The organism is Stutzerimonas nitrititolerans (assembly GCF_003696285.1).
Taxonomy (GTDB): Bacteria; Pseudomonadota; Gammaproteobacteria; order Pseudomonadales; family Pseudomonadaceae; genus Stutzerimonas; species Stutzerimonas nitrititolerans.
The window spans coordinates 17,004-35,812 of the sequence record NZ_RFFL01000006.1 but is presented as its reverse complement, the minus strand read 5'-3'; the positions used below and the strand labels follow the sequence as shown (position 1 = coordinate 35,812).

General features: G+C 63.2%; 15 protein-coding genes. 3 read left to right on the top strand and 12 right to left on the bottom strand.

Annotated elements, in window-relative coordinates; translation table 11 throughout:
- The first annotated feature begins 124 nt into the window (after window positions 1-124).
- Window positions 125-1,024 carry an AEC family transporter gene (locus tag EA795_RS08975; RefSeq protein WP_122076739.1) on the top strand — a complete coding sequence of 300 codons (900 nt, stop codon included), beginning with the start codon at window positions 125-127 and terminating at the stop codon, window positions 1,022-1,024.
- 12 nt (window positions 1,025-1,036) lie between these two features.
- Here the strand turns inward: EA795_RS08975 and EA795_RS08970 are convergent, their stop codons facing one another.
- Both EA795_RS08970 and EA795_RS08965 read right to left on the bottom strand, forming a co-directional pair.
- Window positions 1,037-1,771, bottom strand: a complete 735-nt coding sequence (locus tag EA795_RS08970) for a VC0807 family protein (RefSeq protein ID WP_085988222.1) — start codon at window positions 1,769-1,771, stop codon at window positions 1,037-1,039.
- 93 nt (window positions 1,772-1,864) lie between these two features.
- Window positions 1,865-2,812 (bottom strand): lysylphosphatidylglycerol synthase transmembrane domain-containing protein, encoded by a 948-nt coding sequence (locus EA795_RS08965; protein WP_122076737.1) that lies wholly within the window; start codon window positions 2,810-2,812, stop codon window positions 1,865-1,867.
- Between the two features lie 186 nt (window positions 2,813-2,998).
- Between EA795_RS08965 and EA795_RS08960 the strand changes: the two genes are divergently transcribed.
- Window positions 2,999-4,249, top strand: a complete 1,251-nt coding sequence (locus EA795_RS08960; protein ID WP_122076987.1) for a cytochrome P450 — start codon at window positions 2,999-3,001, stop codon at window positions 4,247-4,249.
- Here EA795_RS08960 and EA795_RS08955 read toward each other — a convergent pair.
- Complete coding sequence (locus EA795_RS08955; RefSeq protein WP_122076734.1) at window positions 4,243-7,032, bottom strand: hybrid sensor histidine kinase/response regulator; 2,790 nt, start codon at window positions 7,030-7,032, stop codon at window positions 4,243-4,245. The two genes, EA795_RS08960 and EA795_RS08955, sit on opposite strands and share 7 nt — an antisense overlap.
- A gap of 455 nt (window positions 7,033-7,487) precedes the next feature.
- Here EA795_RS08955 and EA795_RS08950 point away from each other — a divergent pair, with 455 nt between their 5' ends.
- Window positions 7,488-9,164, top strand: coding sequence for an MFS transporter (locus EA795_RS08950; protein WP_122076731.1), 1,677 nt, complete (start codon window positions 7,488-7,490; stop codon window positions 9,162-9,164).
- A 242-nt stretch (window positions 9,165-9,406) separates the two neighbouring features.
- Here EA795_RS08950 and purD read toward each other — a convergent pair whose 3' ends face one another.
- The 9 genes from purD to aroQ form a co-directional block, all read right to left on the bottom strand.
- Window positions 9,407-10,699: a phosphoribosylamine--glycine ligase gene (gene purD / locus EA795_RS08945; protein ID WP_122076729.1), complete on the bottom strand. Its 1,293-nt coding sequence runs from the start codon at window positions 10,697-10,699 to the stop codon at window positions 9,407-9,409.
- Between the two features lie 118 nt (window positions 10,700-10,817).
- Window positions 10,818-12,422 carry a bifunctional phosphoribosylaminoimidazolecarboxamide formyltransferase/IMP cyclohydrolase gene (purH, locus tag EA795_RS08940; RefSeq protein WP_122076726.1) on the bottom strand — a complete coding sequence of 535 codons (1,605 nt, stop codon included), beginning with the start codon at window positions 12,420-12,422 and terminating at the stop codon, window positions 10,818-10,820.
- A gap of 99 nt (window positions 12,423-12,521) precedes the next feature.
- Window positions 12,522-12,842, bottom strand: a complete 321-nt coding sequence (gene fis, locus EA795_RS08935; protein WP_014851735.1) for a DNA-binding transcriptional regulator Fis — start codon at window positions 12,840-12,842, stop codon at window positions 12,522-12,524.
- Window positions 12,839-13,852 (bottom strand): tRNA dihydrouridine synthase DusB, encoded by a 1,014-nt coding sequence (gene dusB, locus EA795_RS08930; protein ID WP_122076723.1) that lies wholly within the window; start codon window positions 13,850-13,852, stop codon window positions 12,839-12,841. Before dusB ends, fis begins: the two co-directional genes overlap by 4 nt.
- Window positions 13,853-14,028: 176 nt before the next feature.
- Window positions 14,029-15,264, bottom strand: a complete 1,236-nt coding sequence (locus EA795_RS08925) for a DUF3426 domain-containing protein (protein ID WP_122076721.1) — start codon at window positions 15,262-15,264, stop codon at window positions 14,029-14,031.
- Between the two features lie 107 nt (window positions 15,265-15,371).
- Window positions 15,372-16,253 carry a 50S ribosomal protein L11 methyltransferase gene (gene prmA / locus EA795_RS08920; RefSeq protein ID WP_058075644.1) on the bottom strand — a complete coding sequence of 294 codons (882 nt, stop codon included), beginning with the start codon at window positions 16,251-16,253 and terminating at the stop codon, window positions 15,372-15,374.
- A 110-nt stretch (window positions 16,254-16,363) separates the two neighbouring features.
- Window positions 16,364-17,713, bottom strand: a complete 1,350-nt coding sequence (gene accC / locus EA795_RS08915; protein ID WP_122076718.1) for an acetyl-CoA carboxylase biotin carboxylase subunit — start codon at window positions 17,711-17,713, stop codon at window positions 16,364-16,366.
- 17 nt (window positions 17,714-17,730) lie between these two features.
- Window positions 17,731-18,189, bottom strand: coding sequence for an acetyl-CoA carboxylase biotin carboxyl carrier protein (gene accB, locus EA795_RS08910; RefSeq protein WP_058075646.1), 459 nt, complete (start codon window positions 18,187-18,189; stop codon window positions 17,731-17,733).
- Window positions 18,190-18,268: 79 nt separating this feature from the next.
- Window positions 18,269-18,712, bottom strand: coding sequence for a type II 3-dehydroquinate dehydratase (aroQ, locus tag EA795_RS08905; protein ID WP_058075647.1), 444 nt, complete (start codon window positions 18,710-18,712; stop codon window positions 18,269-18,271).
- Between the last annotated feature and the right edge of the window lie 97 nt (window positions 18,713-18,809).

The window sequence follows — 18,809 nt, the reverse complement described above, 5'->3', positions numbered from 1 at the left end:
TTCGCGAGCGTGGCATTCGTATCACGGGCCCGCCGGGCTTGGCGGAATTCTGCGATAACGGTGTATTCTTGCGCCCCTTTGCGCGGACGCATCTGCCTCCGCCTCTGTTGCGGGGAGCGGCTGCATGGTAGTGCTTCAGGCGATCGTGCCGATCTTCGGTCTGATCATGCTCGGTTATCTGCTGGGTTGGCGTCGCTGGCTGGCCGATGAGGCGGCAGCGGGGCTGGCCAGCATTACCTTCAAGCTCTTCATGCCGGCGATTCTGTTCGCGGGGATCGCCCGTGCCGAGTTGAGTGTCGGCATGTCGCCAATGCTTCTGCTGGCCTACTTCGGCCCTGTGCTGGCCGTCTTCGCCTTGGTGAGCTTGCTGGCCCACCACAGGCTCGGCCGCGCCGCGCCCCTGGGGCTCGCGGCGGCCTATTCGAACAACGTGCTGGTCGGGATTCCGCTGGTGACCACCCTGCTGGGCACGGAAAGTCTCGTCTACGTGTTCGCCATCCTGGTGTTCCACAGCCTGATCCTGTTTTCCCTGCAGAGCTTCTACACCGCCTTCGGCTCGGGTGAGCGGGTGCGTCCTGTCGCACTGCTGAAGAATCTGGCCAACCCGCTGATCATCGGGTTGTTGCTCGGCGCCTTGCTGAACGTTTCGGGGCTGGGCCTGCCGGGAGCGATATGGCGCATCGTGGACTGGCTGGCCCAGGCGGCGTTGCCCTGTGCGCTGATCGTGCTGGGCATCAGTCTGTCGCGTTATCGGCTGCGGCCGAGCACCGGCTCGCTGGCGCTGACCCTGGTCAAGCTGGGGCTTTTTCCGCTGCTGGTGTGGTGGTTCAGTGCCTGGCTACCGGGGCTCGATCAAGCGGCGCGCAGCGTACTGGTGCTGCTGGCGGCCTGTCCGACGGGCGTGAACGTGCTGGCTTTCGTGAAGCAGCCCGAGGACACCCGGGCGGTGAGCTCGACGGTTTTCCTGTCCACCGTCCTGGCAGCGATCAGTTTGCCGCTGTGGATGCTGCTGATGGCTGCGTGAGCGACGCCGCCATCATTGCTGCGGCGGTTCGCTCTGGGTCGAGGTAGCGACGATATCCTCCAGGCGCAGACCGGTCAGGCCGTGGATGGTGCGCCAGAGGAAATAGAAGATGGCCATCATCATCAGCATGCTGGGAATGGCGATCATCGGGTAGCTCATCAGCGTCATGCGGCCCAGCTCGGCGTTGAACGCTTCGCTGCCGGCCGGGCTCTTGACCAGCCATTTGGCCAGCACGAAGTTCATGAACGAGGAAAAGAAGAAGGTGCCGCTGAGCCAGTAGGTGGCGCGAAGCAGGCGCGTTTCGAAGTGCGCGACCTGGCCGTTGCGTTCCAGTTGCTGCTGGATCATGGCGACGTTGAGCACCTTAGGGTTGTAGAGCAGGGTGCGGATCAGCGGGTAGCGCGTGCGTGTCGAGGCCAACACCGCGATACCGATGATGCCCGGGATGGCGGCTTCCTTGATCGCCAGCCAGCCGGAGTCCAGCTGCAGCAATCCGATGCCGCCGGTCAGCAGCACGCTGATGAGGCCGAGCAGGGCGATCCAGTTGAACTTACGGTACTTGACCAGCTCCAGCAGACCCCAGCCCAGCGGAAACGCCAGCGCCAGCAACAGGGCGCCATCGGGGCCGAGGCGTTGTTCGCCGCTGAGTTTCATGAGAATCAGCGAGGGAATCAGGATGCTGATGGCTAGGTCCATCAGCGGGCGGGGCTTGTGTTGCGGAGGAGCGCTGGAGCGGTTATCGGTCATGTCTTCGCTTGGATGCCTGGAAAAGAACGCAATCATCGCCTGTCCGCGTCGGCTTCGCCATAGCGCGGTGCAGCTGTGGGTGGGCGCAGGTTATCACTGGTTTCGGGATGGATGATGCCGGCGCGACCATTGGCCGGCTTCGAAGGTCAGCACCACGATGATCGCCAGGGTGAAGGGCAGCAGCAGATAGAGCCCGCGGAACACGATCAGCGCCGCCAGCACATCGGCCGTCGACAGCTCGGGGAGCGCGGCCAGGAAGGTCAGCTCGAGCACACCGAGGCCGCCCGGCGCATGGGACAGCAGCGCCAGGGAAAAGGACGCGAGGAAAATGCCGAGTATCACCAGATAGCCGGGATTGCCTTCGGCTGGCAGGGCGAAATAGATGATCGCCGCTGCGCATGCCAGCTCCAGCGGGGCGGCTATCAGCTGACGCCTGACAATGGGCAGGCGTGGATATTCGATTCGCCATTTTCCCAGCTGCCAGGGCCGCAACTGTCGCCAGGCACCGATGATATACAGGCCTATGGTGACCAGCAGTGCGGTTCCGATCAGACGTGCCAGCCCGGGCCCACCGTCCACCAGCCGTTCGAGCAGTTCCGGACGCAGTATCAGCACGATGCCGGCCGCCAGCAGCGTACCCAGCACGAAGGTCAAGGAACAGAACACGATCAGGATGCCGATTTCCTGAGGGGTCAGGCCCTTGCTGCGATAGGCCCGGTAGCGCACCAGGGCGCCGGAGAATACCGACGCGCCGATGTTGTGGGCCAAGGCATAGGTGGTGAACGAGCACAGTGTGATGAACCACCAGGAGATGCTCTTGCCCAGATGCGCTATCGCGATACGGTCATACCAGGCCAGCGCCGTATAGGCGCCCAGGGTTGCCAGCACGGCGAATAGCCAGTCGCGGCTGCCGATGGCTGCGAGGCTATCGGTCAGGTCCTCGAGGGAGAGGTTGCGAATCTCGTGATAGAGCAGATAACCGGACAGCAGGACGGCGGTGATGCCGATGGCTGTCCAGGCCACATCGCTCTTTTTCATCATGGGCGACTCCTGGAGACGGTTGGCTGGCTACTCGATGCCGGCGACCCGTGCCGTTGAAGATCGCTAGGCCTGTTACATCGGCAGCAACAAAGGTTTTTTGTTCAATGCTTCGGCTGGCTGGGCAGTGCAGCAACCCTGCTGGGTGAAGGCTGTCGACCGAAGGGCTGGATTATGAATGAGGTGGATATGCCGACGATACCGCGCGATGCGAGCTTCGATGGTTCCGTTTCGCTGCTGCGCGAAGGTTACGACTTCATCCGCAACCGGTGCGAGCGACTCGGAAGCGATGTGTTCCGGGTGCGCCTGCTGATGCAGGACACCATCTGCATGACTGGCGAGGACGCCGCTCGGCTCTTTTACGATGATCGTCGTCTGCAGCGTGCCCATGCCGCTCCGCGGATGCTGCAGAAGACCCTTTTCGGGCAGGGCGGTGTGCAAGGCCTGGACGGAGCGGCACACAGACAGCGCAAGGGGTTGTTCCTGGCGCTGCTCGACGAGCAGGGCGTGGCCGAGATGGTGCGGCTCGGCAATGCCGAATGGAGCGCCGCCATCGACGATTGGCAGAACCGCGAGCGAATAGTGCTGCTGCAGGAAATGCAACTGCTTCTGACCCGTGCGGCCTGTCGGTGGGCGGCCGTACCTCTGGCACCGGACGAGGCGCAGCAGCGCTGCGAGCAGCTGGCGGCGATGATCGATGGCGCGGGTGGCGTAGCGGCGCGACATTGGCAGGCGCGTCGCGCGCGCAAGGCGGCGGAAGATTGGGCGGCCGGGCTGATTCAGCAGGTGCGCGACGGAACACTGAATGTCGCCGCGGACCAGCCACTGGCGGTGGTGGCTCGTCATGCCGAGCTGAATGGACGCCCGATGGAGCTGAAGATCGCGGCCGTGGAGCTGCTCAATCTGCTGCGCCCCATCGTCGCGGTGTCGCGTTTCGTGGTGTATGCCGTAGAGGAGCTGCTGACCCATCCGCAGTGGCGCAAGCGGCTGCAGGAAAGCGATGCGCTGCTCGAGCCGTTTGCCCAGGAAGTCCGGCGCCTCTATGCATTCTTCCCCTTTGTTGCGGCGCGCGTGAAGCAGGATTTCGAGTGGAACGGCTATCGCTTCACGCAGGGAACCCGGGTGCTGCTCGACCTGTACGGTACCAATCGCGACCCCCGCTCCTGGCATGAGCCACAGCGGTTCGACCCCGAACGGTTCGCCCACTGGAACGGCAGTGCCTTCAACTTCATCACCCAGGGCGGTGGTGATCCGGCCAGCGGCCATCGTTGCCCCGGCGAGCGCTTGGCCATCGAGCTGCTGAAGGCCTCGCTATGCATGCTGACCCGACACATGGAATATGCGGTGCCGGCTCAGGACCTGCGTATCGATCCCTCGCGCATGCCAGCACAACCGGAGAGCCAGCTGGTGATCAGCGATGTGCGGCGGGTGGCTCAATGACCGTCGGCGGCGTTCTTGACGGCGATCCAGTGCGCGATCACCTCGCGCAGTTGCGACATTTCCACCGGCTTGGCCATGTGTCCGTCCATGCCAGCTTCCCGGGCACGCTCGCGGTGTTCGCTGAAGATGTGTGCGGTCAGCGCGACCACCGGCGTGCGGGGGCGGCCTGCGCTGATTTCCCACTTGCGTAGCTGCCGGGTGGCCTCGAAGCCGTCGAGCACCGGCATCTCGCAATCCATGAGGACCAGGTCGTAGGGGCGGGCTTTAATGGCTTCCAGTGCTTCCTCGCCATTACCCGCGGTGTCCGGTTGCAGGTCGAGCTTGCGCAGCATGCCGCGGATGACTTTGGTGGAAATGCTGTTGTCCTCTGCTACCAGGACGCGGAAATCATCCGGCATGCTGCCTGGCGGAGTGATGGAGCGGGCGGGAGCGCTGGCTCGGTGACGGGAGAGTTCGTCGGCCAGCGTCGTCTTCAGCGTGTAACCGGCGACCGGCTTGGCGAGAATGCGCCTGATGCCGGCGTTGCGCGCGATGATCCGGCTCGGCGCGCTGCTCATCCCGGTGAGCATGATCAGCAGTATGTCCTGGTCCAGGTTGTAGTCTTCCTTGATCTTGCTGGCCAGCTGCATGCCGGTCATGCCTGGCATGTCCTGGTCCAGCAGGACCACATCGAAGACTTCGTTGAGGTGCGCCTTGGTTCGCAGCAGCGCGAGGGCTTCCTTGCCGGAGGCCACGGCGCTGACCTCCATGCCCCAACTGCTGCACTGCTGGCTGATCACCTTGCGGCAGGTATCGTTGTCATCCACCACCAGCAAACGGGCATCCCGCAGCGTGGCGTCCAGGTCGGGGCTGGCCTGCGCCGGCGCGGAGTTGCTCAATGGCAGGCTCATCCACAAGGTGTTGCCTTGCGCGCCGCCGGTTTCGATGCCGAAATCGCCACCCATCATGTGCGCCAGCTGTCGGGCGATGATGAGACCGAGGCGCCCGCTGTGGCGGGTGGCGGAAAGGAAGTCGCGGCTGTCCAGCTCGGCGTTGAGCAGGTCGTTACGCTCCTCGTCCTCGAGCGGCCGGCCACTGTCCTGAACGGTGATACGCAGCTGCGGTTCCTGTTCGTCTTCGTCCATGGCCGCGATCAGCAGCACTTCGCCTTCTTCGGTCTGCTTGAAGGCGTTGTCCAGCAGGTTGAGCAGTGCCTGGCGCAGACGGGTGGGGTCTCCGGCGATCACCTGGGGCATGTGCGGCTGGATGAAGCTGATCAGCTCGACCTTCTGCTGCTCGGCTTTTGCGCGGAAGATGCCCAGGCAGTCTTCGATCAGGGCGTTGAGGTCGAACTGCACGTCATCGAGTTCGATCTGTCCCGACTCCAGTTTCGAGAGGTCGAGAATCTCGTTGATCAGGTTGAGCAGTTCGTTGCCGGAGCTATGGATGGTCTGGACATAGTCGCGTTGCTTGGCGGAAAGCGACGTGCCCAGCAGCAGCTCGCTCATGCCCAGTACGCCGTTCATCGGCGTGCGGATCTCATGGCTGATCTTGGCGAGGAAGTCCGCCTTGGTTCTCAGCTCGGCGCTGTTGACCGCTGCTGCGGTGTACAGGTTGCGGTTATCCGCCTGGATTCGGCGCTGTCGTTCGAGCAGGGCAAAACTGAGGATCAGCCCCGAGCAGGTGGCGATGCTGAAGATCACCCCGGTCAGCCAGTCGGGGTCGAGCTGGTTGAAGCCCAGCAGGATCGGGAAGATGAACAGGAATCCCGAATCGAACAGCAGCATGCCCGCGACCAGCAGGCGCGCCGGCTGATAACCGCGGCGCCAGTGATAGAGCGCCACGGCGGTCACGCTGATCGAGGCCAGCAGCACCAGCAGGTAGATCAGCCAGCTGTACCACAGCTGCTGCGTCAGCAGGATGATCGCCGCCAGTGCGGCCACCAGATTGAATTGCGTTCCCAGCAGCCAGGTGACCCAGGTTTTCGCGTGATGGCGGAAGAAACCCAGGGTCAAGGCGAGCAGCGAGAGGCAGGCGACCAGCGCGGCGAGATCCGCGATCAACGGCTGGCTATAGATGAGCTGGGGCGACCAGACCGCCAGCAAACCGAGGTTCGCCACCACGCAGGCCAACAAGGCCCCGTGCAGCAGCGCCAGCCAGACGTGGTTGTAGCTGAAGGTATAGGCGAAACGCAGCAGGTTGTAGACCATCAGCAACGCCAGCGCACCGAACAGCGCCCCGAACAGGTAGGCCGGTTTCGACTGCTGAACCAGGCCGGTTTCATCGATGGTCTCGAACCAGGCCATGATCGGGTGGGAGGATTGCAGGCGGATGTAGGCTTCGCGGGGCTGGCCGTCATTGGGCAGGGAAAAAAGATAGGCGCGCGCCGGCAATGGCCGCGACTCCAGCGGTCGCAGTTCACCGGTTTCGACATGTCGTTCCAGCTTGCCGTCGCGCAGCTGATAGTAGTCCAGGTACTGGACGCGGGGGGCGAACACCCACAGCCAGTTGGGTTGCGCATAGGCCGGCAGGCTTACCTGCAGCCAGACGGCACTGGTACTGGCGGGGGCGGTATAGGAGCGCTTCTCGAGTCGCTGAAACAGCGCACGCTGTGTCAGCACTTCGTCGAGCGTGAGGCGACCCGACTGGTCGATCAGCATCCGCCAGTTAGGCGTTATGGGTTGTGCTGCGAGGGAGTCCGCTTGATCACTGGGTTGCGCCTCGGCCGTCCATGCCGGTGACGCGCCGAGCGCTATCAGCAACAGACTGAAGGTCATCGCGATGGCGATCCGAAGCCGGCGCACTATTGAAAACCTTTCATCGTTATGACGGCGGATTATAGCCTTGGCCAATCCTGGCTGGAATGCGCATGACAGCGATAAAACTTGTCGCCGCGCGCATTCCGAACACTGCCTTCTCCGGTTTTGTCGCTGTCCGCCGTCGAGACTCCGTTTGTCGAGTCGTCGCGATGAATTCTCTTCGAAAACGAAGAAGTCGGAACCTTAAAGAACTGGGAGCAAAAAATCAGCCGGCTTCGCAGAGGCTTATGCGATTGTTTCGGAGGATGTAACGATCTGCCGCTTGGCTTCCAGTATCTGCGCAAAGCCCCGTACGGCGGGTGTTTCAGAGATTTAGCAGAAATAATACCAATGTCTAATAACGACGCTTTTGGCCGTGTCTAGCCTCTTCTCGAAAGAACAACAAAGACGTCCGACTGCAGGGCGATTGGCGCTCCTTGGCGGATGTCACGGAGACAGCCATGAGCGTAGCAACAGCAGATGCCGGACACCCCCCTGTCCGGCCGATGACGGCGGAGGAGCGCAAGGTCATCTTCGCCTCTTCCCTGGGTACCGTTTTCGAATGGTACGACTTCTATCTATACGGTTCGCTGTCCGCGATCATCGCGGCGCAGTTCTTCTCGGGCGTCAACCCCACGGCGGCTTTCATCTTCGCGCTGATGGCCTTCGCCGCCGGCTTCGCGGTCAGACCGTTCGGCGCAATCGTCTTCGGGCGGCTGGGCGACCTGGTGGGGCGCAAGTACACCTTTCTGATCACCATCATGATCATGGGCCTGTCGACCTTCATCGTCGGGATTCTGCCGTCCTATGCGACCTGGGGGATCGCGGCGCCGATCATCCTCATCCTGCTCCGGCTGTTCCAGGGGCTGGCACTGGGCGGCGAGTACGGCGGTGCGGCGACCTATGTCGCCGAGCACGCGCCCCATGGCCGGCGCGGGTTCTACACATCCTGGATCCAGACCACTGCGACGCTGGGCCTGTTTCTGTCACTGTTGGTGATTCTCGGCACGCGCACCTGGATGGGTGAGGAAGCTTTCGCGGAGTGGGGCTGGCGCATTCCGTTTCTCCTGTCCATCCTGCTGCTCGCCATTTCGGTGTGGATTCGCCTGACCCTCAGCGAGAGCCCGGTGTTCAAACGCATGAAAGAGGAGGGCAAGACCTCCAAGGCACCGCTTACCGAGGCCTTCGGGCGCTGGGAGAACGCCAAGGTGGCGCTGATCGCCCTGTTCGGCGGTACCGCGGGGCAGGCGGTGGTGTGGTACACGGGCCAGTTCTACGCGCTGTTCTTCCTGACCCAGACGCTGAAAGTGGACGGCGCGACGGCCAACATCCTGATCGCGCTGTCGCTGCTGATCGGCACGCCGTTCTTCGTCGTCTTCGGCTGGCTGTCCGACAAGATCGGGCGCAAGCCGATCATCCTCGGCGGTTGCCTGGTGGCGGCGCTGACCTACTTTCCGCTGTTCAGCCTGATCACCCACTATGCCAACCCCGCGCTCGAGCAGGCCCAGGCCTCGGCGCCGGTGACGGTGGTGGCGGACCCGAGTGAGTGCTCGTTCCAGTTCAACCCGGTAGGCACCTCGAAGTTCGTCACCTCCTGCGATATCGCCAAGAGCTTCCTGGCGCGCAACTCGGTGAACTATTCGAACGAGGCGGCGGCTGCCGGAACCGTGGCGAGCATCAAGGTCGGCGATCAGGTGATCACCTCCTTCGCGGGTGCCGGCCTGCCAGCCAATGAGGTCAAGTCCCGCTCCGATGCTTTCAACGCCAGCATGACCGAGGTGATTCGCGAAGCCGGCTATCCGGCCAAGGCCGATCCGACTCAAATCAACAAGACGATGGTGGTGGTGCTGCTGACGGTGCTGGTGCTGTTCGTGACCATGGTCTATGGCCCGATCGCGGCGTTGCTGGTGGAATTGTTCCCGACGCGCATCCGCTACACGGCGATGTCGCTGCCTTACCATATCGGCAACGGCTGGTTCGGCGGCTTCCTGCCGACCACCGCCTTCGCCATGGTGGCCGCCACCGGCAACATTTACTACGGGCTGTGGTACCCGATCATCGTGGCGGTGATGACCTTCGTCATCGGCCTGTTCCTGATGCCGGAAACCAAGGACAGGGATCTGCGCGACTGGCACTGAGCCAGGGTGATGTTCCGCTGGTGAGGCATGCCATCCAGACTATCGGTTGGCACATGAAATCCCCTCTCCCCTCGCGGGAGAGGGCTAGGGAGAGGGGCAAGAGCGTGCTACAGGTTACGCCCTTCACCCTCTCCCCCGGCCCCTCTCCCATCAAGGGAGAGGGGGAGAAGTGGCGGTGACTAACGCTGGTTGGATATGCTCCTGTCGGGTTGATGGCAGCACAGCCCCAGCTCATGCCGGCTTCAGCCTTCACCTTGCTCGCGGGCAATAGCGCGGTAGCCGATGTCCTTGCGGTAGAAACTGCCGCTCCAGCGGATTTTCTCTGCCAGGCGGTAGGCCTGCTGCTGGGCATCGGAGACACTGGCACCGATGGCGGTGGCGCAGAGCACACGGCCGCCGGCGGTGACCACCTGACCTGCGGGATTCAGCGCGGTGCCGGCGTGAAAGACCTTGCCGTCGAGCTGCGCCGCCTCGTCCAGACCTTCGATCACGTCGCCCTTGGCGTAGTCGCCCGGGTAGCCGCCGGCGGCCAGTACCACGCCCACGGTCGGGCGCGGATCCCAGGTTGCCTCGACCTTGCCCAGGGCCTTCGCCAGCGCAGCCTCGACCAGCAGCACCAGCGAGGATTCCAGGCGCATCATGATCGGCTGGGTTTCCGGGTCACCGAAGCGGCAGTTGAACTCGATGACCTTGGGCGCGCCCGACTTGTCGATCATCAGACCGGCATAGAGGAAGCCGGTGTAGACGTTGCCTTCGGCCGCCATGCCGCGCACGGTCGGGTAGATGACTTCATCCATTACGCGCTGGTGTACCTCGGCGGTGACCACCGGGGCCGGCGAGTAGGCGCCCATGCCGCCGGTATTGGGGCCGCTGTCGCCATCGCCGACGCGCTTGTGATCCTGGCTGGTGGCCATCGGCAGCACGTTCTCGCCGTCGACCATGACGATGAAGCTGGCTTCCTCACCGTCCAGGAACTCTTCGATCACGACGCGGGCACCGGCATCGCCGAAGGCATTGCCGGAGAGCATGTCGCGCACGGCGTCTTCGGCTTCGGCCAGGGTCATGGCGACGATCACGCCCTTGCCGGCGGCCAGGCCGTCGGCCTTGATCACGATCGGCGCACCCTTCTCACGCAGGTAGGCCAGCGCCGGCTCCACCTCAGTGAAGTTCTGGTAATCGGCGGTGGGAATCGCATGACGGGCCAGGAAGTCCTTGGTGAACGCCTTGGAGCCTTCCAGCTGGGCGGCCGCGGCGGTCGGACCGAAGATGTCCAGCTTGCGTGAGCGGAACAGGTCGACCACACCCTTCACCAGCGGCGCTTCCGGACCGACGATGGTCAACTGCACATTCTGCTCGGCGAAGTCCGCGAGCTGCTCGATGGCCAGCACGTCGATGGCGACGTTCTCGCACTTGGCCTCGCGTGCGGTACCGGCATTGCCCGGTGCGACGAATACCTTCGCGACGCGCGGATCCTGCGCGACTTTCCAGGCCAGCGCGTGCTCGCGACCGCCGCTGCCGATGATCAGTACGTTCATTACTCTTTCCCCCTGGAGGCGGGCAGGTGGCCCGCGTGGTGGATAAGCGAAGCGTTATCCACCCTACGATGTCTGGCGTTCCGTGTAGGGTGGATGGCCGAAGCCATCCACCGCCGGATCAATGGCGGAAGTGGCGCATACCGGTGAATACCATGGCGATGCCCGCTTCGTCGGCAGCGTCGATCACTTCCTGGTCGCGCATCGAGCCGCCCGGCTGGATCACTGCGGTGATGCCGGCCTTGGCGGCGTTGTCGATGCCGTCGCGGAAGGGGAAGAAGGCGTCCGATGCCATGACCGCGCCGGGAACCGGCAGGCCGGCGTGTTCGGCCTTGATCGCGGCGATGCGCGCGGAGTTGACGCGGCTCATCTGACCGGCACCGACGCCCACTGTCTGGCGGTTCTTGGCGTAGACGATGGCATTGGACTTGACGAACTTGGCCACCTTCCAGGCGAACACCAGGTCGTGAATTTCCTGCTCGGTGGGCGCGCGCTTGGTCACCACCTTGAGATCGTCGGCGGTGATCATGCCGATGTCGCGACTCTGGATCAGCAGGCCGCCATTGACGCGCTTGTAGTCCCAGCCGGCGGCGCGTTCGGCCGGCCACTGGCCGCATTCGAGCAGGCGCACGTTAGCTTTGCTGGCGACGATTTCACGGGCTTCGGCAGAAATGCTCGGGGCAATGATCACTTCGACGAACTGACGCTCGACGATGGCGCGAGCGGTTTCGCCGTCGAGTTCACGGTTGAAGGCGATGATGCCGCCGAACGCGGATTCGCTGTCGGTGGCATAGGCCAGCTCGTAGGCCTGGCGGATGCCGCCTTCGTCTTCCGGCACCACAGCCACGCCGCACGGGTTGGCGTGCTTGACGATGACGCAGGCCGGCTTGGTGAAGCTCTTCACGCATTCCAGCGCGGCGTCGGTGTCGGCGACGTTGTTGAACGACAGCTCCTTGCCCTGCAGCTGCTTGGCCGTGGCGACGCAAGCCTCGTCCGGCTTCTCGACATAGAAAGCCGCCTGCTGGTGCGGGTTCTCGCCGTAGCGCATGTCCTGCGCCTTGATGAACTGCATGCTGTAGGTGCGTGGAAAGAGGCTGCGGTTCTCGGTGCCGAGCTGCTCGGTGCTCTGGTCGATACCGCCCAGGTAGTTGGCGATCATGCCGTCGTAGGCCGCGGTGTGCTCGAAGGCCTTGAGGGCCAGATCGAAACGCTGGGCGTAGGTCAGGCCGCCGTCCTTCAGCGACTCGATCACGCTGGCGTAATCACCGGCATTGACCACGATGGCGACATCCTTGTGGTTCTTCGCCGCGCTGCGAACCATGGTCGGGCCGCCGATGTCGATGTTCTCGATCGCGTCAGGCAGGGTGCAACCGGGCTTGGCCACGGTGGCAGCGAAGGGATAGAGGTTGACCGCGACCAGATCGATCGGGGTGATGCCGTGTTCGCTCATCACCGCGCCGTCCAGATCACGACGGCCGAGGATGCCGCCGTGGATCTTGGGATGCAGGGTCTTCACCCGGCCGTCCATCATTTCCGGAAAACCGGTGTAGTCGGCGACTTCCACGGCGGCGATGCCGTTCTCGCTCAGCAGCTTGAAGGTGCCGCCGGTGGAGAGGATCTCGACACCGAGCTGGACGAGTTCACGGGCGAATTCGACGACGCCGGTCTTGTCGGACACGCTGATCAGCGCACGGCGCACGGGAAGGCGGAGAGTTTGGTCGGTCATCACGGTTTCCATCGGAAGGTAGACAACGCTGGAGGCTGGAAGCCGGGCGAGGGTGTCGCTTGTTCGCCCAGCTGCCAGCCTTGAGCCTCCAGCGGCTTTTTAAAGGAGATCGTATTGCTTGAGCTTCTTGCGCAGCGTGCCGCGATTGAGCCCCAGCAGTTCCGAGGCACGGGTCTGGTTGCCCTTGACGTAATTCATCACGGTTTCCAGCAGCGGCGCTTCCACTTCGGAAAGCACCAGGTTGTATACGTCGGTGACGTCTGCGCCTTCGAGGTGCGCGAAATAGTTGTGAAGCGCCTTCTCCACACTGCCGCGCAAGGTCTGGCCTGCTTCGCTCGGCGTGTTGAGATGCTGCTTGAGATTTACGTTGTCGCTCACGGATGATGTTCCAGTTGCCAGTGTTTCGTTCAACAGCGTCATGCCGCCACCCCCTTTCCATCCCCTGAGTCAGGGCGTGATCGGTGTTCGCTGAAGAACCTCCGAACACTGGCGCTTTGCGCATCCCTGTCTTGCAAACGATTGAAACCTCGACGGAATTCCTCTGCTCCCGGAACGGCCGCCAGGTACCAGCCCACATGCTTGCGTGCGATGCGCACGCCCATCACGTCGCCATAGAAGGCATGCAGCGCGGCCAGGTGATCGAGCAGAGTGCTTTCGATCTCCGCCGCTTCAGGCGCCGGGGCCAGTTGCCCGGTCGCGAGAAAATGATTGATCTCACGAAAGATCCAGGGTCTTCCCTGGGCTGCCCGCCCGATCAGCAGGGCATCGGCACCGGTCGCCTGCAATACCTGACGGGCCTTGAGCGGCGAGTCGATATCACCATTGGCGAATACGGGAATGGAGACGGATTGCTTGATGGCGGCGATGGTGTCGTACTCGGCTTCGCCGGTATAGAGGTCGGCCCTGGTTCGGCCATGCACCGCCAATGCGGCGATGCCCGAATGCTCGGCGATCTTCGCCACCGTCAGTCCGTTTCTGTTCTCCGAATCCCAGCCGGTGCGGATCTTCAGCGTGACGGGCACATCGACGGCCCCGACCACGGCTTCGAGGATCTGCGCGACCAACTGCTCGTCCTTCATCAGGGCGGAGCCGGCTGCCTTGTTGCAGACTTTCTTGGCCGGACAGCCCATGTTGATGTCGATGATCTGCGCGCCCAGTTCGACGTTGCGAACGGCCGCTTCGGCCAGCATCTCGGGGTCGCCGCCGGCGATCTGTACCGAGCGGGGCTCGGGCTCGCCGTCATGCTGCAGGCGCAGGCGTGACTTACGGCTGTTCCACAGGCGCACGTCGCTGGTCACCATTTCCGAAACCACCAGTCCGGCGCCCATGCGGCGGCACAGCTGGCGGAACGGCTGATCCGTCACGCCGGCCATGGGCGCGAGGATCAATCGATTCGGAAGGGTATAGGGGCCGATGCGCACCGCGGACATGAAGATTCCCTGCTTGGAGCCTGCTTGTTAGGACGATCGGGACAGCAAAAAAGGGTGTGCATAATACCCGCTCTGCATGACGGGATAAAGGCTGTTTTGAACAAAATCTGAACAGTTGCAGGCTTATAGCCAAGCGTTAGAAGGAGCTTGGGAGCCCCTGCGCCAGAGCGCCGGAATCACTCGGGCGAGCGAAAACTCAGGCTGTAGTTCACAGCCCGGGTGCCGGGGTCGAGAATATCCAGCGCGATATGGATGGGCACCTGAGGCGGCATTTCCGTTCGTCCGGCCAGCTCGCCGGACAGGTATTCGCCGGGCTTGAACACGCGGCTCGCCAGTGGCTGTCCGTTGATGTCGGCGAAGCGTACTTCCAGCAACGGGAAGGGCTGGGCGAACGAGGCACGGTTGTAGATGATCGCGTCGACGACCAGCGCCGAATTGAAGTCGGGGTGGCTGCGCACCACCAGGTTGCTGCTCTTGATCTGCTCGATATCCACCTTGGGTGGCAGCGTGCAGCCGATGGAGGGGCATAGCTGCTCGAACCACGGGCGATAGCGATCCTGCCGTACCAGCTCGTCGTAGTTGTAGGCGACGTACTGGCCGGCCAGCGCCAGCAGCGCGATCAGGTTCAACACTCCCCAGCCCAGCCAGCGTCCCCAGGGCTTGCGCCGGGCTTGCCAGTCCAGTTGCAGCGGCTCGTCTTCCAGGTCGAACAACGGCTCGGCCGCAGCATCGACGGTGCGGGGCGTGTCGCTTCGCTCGAGGTGTTTCGGGGTGACTGTCTCGAGGTCTTCCGGCTCGCCAGGGGTGGGCAGGTCGACATCGCCGATTGCCGGCTCGATGCGTTGTGGCTGCTGCTCCAGGGCATCGGTGAATGCCCGGGATGCGGTGAGGGGGCTCGGTGGAGCAGGCTTTTCAGGCGAGACCGGGGTGAAGCTCAGCGTCTCGGGCGCTTGCGGAGGAGCAGGAGTACCGGGCGTGTCGTCGCTTTCGTCCGTCTGGCCTTCGGCGCGTAACAGCTGTTCTGCCCAGGCTTCGTCGGTATGGGCTTGCGGCGGGTGCTCCAGTTCCTGCAACTGGCGGGACAGTTCGCGTTCCTCGCGCTCGAGCTTGGCCAGTTCCTCGTCGAGGTCCAGGTTGTCGAGATCGAGGTCGTCATGAATCCAGAGCGGTTCCTCTTCCGTCACCGGCTTCGCCGAGCGCGGCGCAACCGGCACCGAGGGCGGTTCGGCGGCAGTCACGGAGGGCGGTGCTACGACGAGCGGCTCGCCATCTTCCTGCTGGAGGCGTTGGGACGCATTGAATACCTCTAGGCAGGCGCCACAGCGCACGACCCCGCGTGCCGCACCGAGCTGGGTGCGGTTCAGGCGGAAACTGGTTCGGCAGTGTGGGCATTGGGTGATGAAGCTGGTCATGCGCAGGTCCGGCGGAGAATGCCCGCTAGTCTAGCGCATGCCTGGGCGACAGCGGCAGAGGTGAGAAGGCGATCGGGATCATCACGCGCCTTGGCAGGCTCCGAAAATCAGGCGTGACGCATCCCGCTGATGCGTACCCAGCCATCCTTTTCCGCGGTAGGGTCGAGATCGAAGGTGTCGCAGTAGGCGGCTCGGACCTCTTCGGCCTGCTCGGCGAGTACGCCGGACAGCGCAAGTCGGCCGCCTGGCTTGACCAGTGCGGTGATCTGCGGTGCCAGCGCAACCAGTGGACCGGCCAGGATATTCGCTACCACCACGTCGGCCTGGGCAACGGGTAGCTGCTCGGGCAGATAAAGCGGGAAGCGCGCCGGCTCGATGCCGTTGCGCCCGGCGTTGTCGCGCGACGCCTCGAGTGCCTGGGGATCGATATCGGTGCCGATGGCCTGCTCGGCGCCCAGCAGCAACGCCGCGATGGCGAGAATGCCCGAGCCGCAGCCGAAATCGATCACCTGCTGCCCGCGCAGATCCTGTTCGTCCAGCCACTCCAGGCACAGGGCGGTCGTCGGATGGGTGCCGGTGCCGAACGCCAGGCCGGGATCGAGCAGCAGATTCACCGCGTCCGGCTCGGGTGCGGCATGCCAGCTGGGCACGATCCACAGGCGGCGGCCGAAGCGCATGGGCTGGAAATTGTCCATCCAGCTGCGTTCCCAGTCCTGATCCTCGATGCGCTCCAGCTGGTAGTCGGGCAGTTCGCCGCCGGCCAGCAGCTGCAGATGGGCGAGCAGGTTGCTTTCATCGACGTCGGCTTCGAACAGTGCGAGCAGGTGGGTCTTGGACCACAAGGGCGTGGTGCCCAGATCCGGCTCGAAGATGGGCTGGTCCTCGGCATCCATGAAAGTCACCGATACGGCGCCGACGCCCAGCAGGGCATCCTCAAGGGTGGAGGCCTGTTCCGGGGCGATGGCGAGGCGAAGTTGTAGCCAGGGCATAAAATTCTCGTCTAGAAACGGCTGAAGGCTGGAAGGCTGAACGAAAGGTGGCGGGATTATCCGCTTTTTCGTTCGGCCTTCCAGCCTTCAGCGCTTTTCTCGGCTGGTGCTTAGTGCTTGTCCATACCCAGTTTCTTTTCTAGGTAGTGGATGTTCACGCCGCCCTTGCAGAAGCCTTCGTCACGAACCAGATCCCGGTGCAGCGGGATGTTGGTCTTGATGCCGTCGACCACGATTTCGTCCAGGGCATTGCGCATGCGCGCCATGGCTTCTTCGCGGGTGGCCCCGTAGGTGATCAGCTTGCCGATCAGCGAGTCGTAGTTCGGCGGAACCGAATAGCCGCTGTACAGGTGCGAATCGACGCGAACGCCATTGCCGCCCGGCGCATGGAAGTGCTTGACCTTGCCGGGGCTCGGGAGGAACTTCTCCGGGTCTTCGGCGTTGATCCGGCATTCCAGCGAATGGCCGCGGATGACCACGTCTTCCTGCTTGATCGACAGCTTGTTGCCCGCGGCGATGCTGAGCATCTCCTTGACGATGTCCACGCCGGTGACCATCTCGGTGACCGGATGCTCGACCTGTACCCGGGTGTTCATCTCGATGAAGTAGAAGCGACCGTCTTCGTAGAGGAACTCGAAGGTGCCGGCGCCCCGGTAGCCGATCTCGATGCAGGCATCGACGCAGCGCTGCAGCACTTCGGCGCGAGCCTTCTCGTCGATGTAGGGGGCGGGCGCCTCTTCCAGAACCTTCTGGTGACGACGCTGCAGCGAGCAGTCGCGGTCGTAGAGGTGGATGGCGTTGCCCTGTCCGTCGGAGAGTACCTGGACTTCCACGTGACGCGGATTGCCGAGGAACTTCTCCAGGTAGACCATCGGATTGCCGAAGGCGGCACCGGCCTCGGTGCGGGTCAGCTTGGCCGACTTGATCAGGTCCTCTTCCTTGTGCACCACGCGCATGCCGCGACCACCGCCGCCGCCAGCGGCCTTGATGATCACCGGGTAACCCACTTCACGGGCGATGCGCAGGGCTTCCTGCTCGTTCTCCGGCAGCGGGCCGTCGGAGCCGGGAACCACGGGTACGCCGGACTTGATCATGGCGTCCTTGGCGGACACCTTGTCGCCCATCAGGCGGATGGTGTCGGCTTTGGGGCCAACGAAGGCGAAGCCCGACTTTTCGACCTGTTCGGCGAAATCGGCGTTCTCGGCGAGAAAGCCGTAGCCGGGGTGAATGGCGGTGGCACCGGTAACCTCTGCCGCGGCGATGATCGCCGGAATGTGCAGGTAGGAATTGGTGGCAAGGGCCGGGCCGATGCAGACGGATTCGTCCGCCAGGGCCAGGTGCATCAATTCGCGGTCGGCGGTGGAATGCACCGCGACGGTCTTGATGCCCAGCTCCTTGCAGGCTCGCAAGATCCGCAGGGCGATTTCACCGCGGTTTGCGATCAGTACTTTTTCCAACATCGCTGGCTCTCCGCGGTTCAAACGATGGTGAACAGCGGCTGGTCGTATTCGACCGGCTGACCATTCTCCACCAGGATGGATTCGATGGTGCCGCTGGTTTCGGCCTCGATGTGGTTCATCATCTTCATGGCTTCGACGATGCAGAGGATGTCGCCCTTCTTGACGCTCTGACCGACGTCGACGAACGGCTTGGATTCCGGCGAGGAAGCGCGGTAGAAGGTGCCGACCATCGGCGAGCGGACCACGGTGCCGTTCAGCTTCGGAGCGGCCGGAGCGGCGTCCGCGACCGGAGCGGCAGCCACTGGCGCCGGTGCCGGCGCGGCTGCTGGGGCCTGGGCATAGACCGGCTGTTGCATGGCCACTTGCTTGCTGTGGCGGCTGATGCGCACCGACTCTTCGCCCTCGTGAATCTCCAGTTCGTCGATCCCGGACTCTTCCAGCAACTCGATCAGTTTCTTGACTTTGCGAATATCCATGAAGCGTTGACTCCCAAGTAAGTTCGAAGGGTATTGCTGCTCGCGTTATCGAGACCCGGCATGCTTGTGCACAGGCCCGTCAGGAAGCAGCGAGGTGTTCCAGGGCAGCCTCCAATGCCAGCCGATAACCGCTGGCGCCAAGGCCGCAGATCACGCCTACCGCAACATCCGAAAAGTAAGAGTGATGGCGGAAAGGTTCACGTTTGTGCACGTTCGACAGGTGCACTTCGATGAATGGGATGCTCACTGCCAGCAACGCGTCACGTAACGCGACACTTGTATGCGTGAACGCTGCAGGATTGATGAGAATGAAATCGACACCCTCACTGCGCGCGGCATGGATGCGTTCGATCAGTTCGTACTCGGCGTTGGATTGCAGGTGCAGCAGATGATGGCCGGCGTCGCGGGCGCGCTGCTCGAGATCCTGGTTGATCTGCGCCAGCGTCACCGCCCCGTAGACGCCCGGTTCACGGGTGCCGAGCAGATTCAGGTTCGGGCCATGAAGGACCAGAAAGGTCGCCATGTATGTTCCTTGTTGTTCTATGGACTTTGCGTTCGCGGGTCGCCTGGCTCGGCGAAAAGAAAAACTATGCACGAAGCCTGGGCTGACTGTCCAGTCA